Below are 909 nucleotides of genomic sequence, written 5' to 3'. Positions count from 1 at the left end.
TTTTACTCAAATTTAGGTATTCATTGACCGTTCTTGTTATAAATACCAGAATAATAAGCTACTGATATTCCCTATCTTTTTTATCTTTAATCCATCATAGCTAGCGATGCAACAAAGCCCACTGGGATCCAGAAAACTTAACTTTAAATAAGTGGCTGCATAATAAAGGCTGGATTCCAGACTGGAATGACATCATCTGCTACACACTTGAATGACAAGAGAAGAATTCTGAAACAACAAGTTTCAAGGAAATCTTATGTAAAATCTAGCATTAACAAAAATTATACTATTTTCATGCATGCTATGGTTTTTGTAATTAATGGAGGGTGATATGGCGTTGAGTGAAAAATTGAGTACAATAGATACAATAGAAAACCTTGCAACTAACAAAAATTTTTTAGGAAAATTGATAGTGGAACTCAATAAAGGTGCTAATGATAAAGGTATATATACTAAAAAAGGTGTGGATGATGAGTTGAGAAAGAAAGCTAATACTGCAGATGTTTACACTAAAAGAAATGTAAATGATGAGTTGGCAAAAAAAGCTGACAAGAATTACGTCGATGCTGAGCTAGGAGAGAAAGCTGGTGCAGCTGATCTAGCCAACAAAGCTAATACTGCAGATGTTTACACTAAAACTGATGCAGACACTGCTTTTGTCAAAGCTAAAGAGCTTAAACCAAAAGCTGCAGCGAAAGATGTCGTGGATGCTATAATTGCTTCTACTGATTTTACCGATAAAGTATACACTAAAAATGATGCAGATACTGCGTTTGTTAAAACTGCAGATCTTGCAACAAAAGTTGCAAAAAAAGCTGTTGTGGATGCTTTAATACCACAATTAGCAAAAGGTGATGATGATAATGGTATCTATACTAAAAAAGGTGTTGATGACACGTTTCTTAAAAC

Annotated in this window: 1 pseudogene; it reads left to right on the top strand. The window is 33.9% G+C overall.

Annotated elements, in window-relative coordinates:
* Positions 1 to 319 precede the first annotated feature (319 nt).
* A pseudogene (locus tag ACIPNH_RS00105) lies at positions 320 to 909 on the top strand (collagen-like triple helix repeat-containing protein); the annotation flags it as partial.

It is taken from the genome of Wolbachia endosymbiont of Drosophila barbarae (assembly GCF_044752445.1).
Lineage (GTDB): Bacteria > Pseudomonadota > Alphaproteobacteria > Rickettsiales > Anaplasmataceae > Wolbachia > Wolbachia pipientis.
The sequence above is the reverse complement of the archived record's forward strand: the minus strand, read 5'-3'. Positions and strand labels throughout refer to the sequence as shown.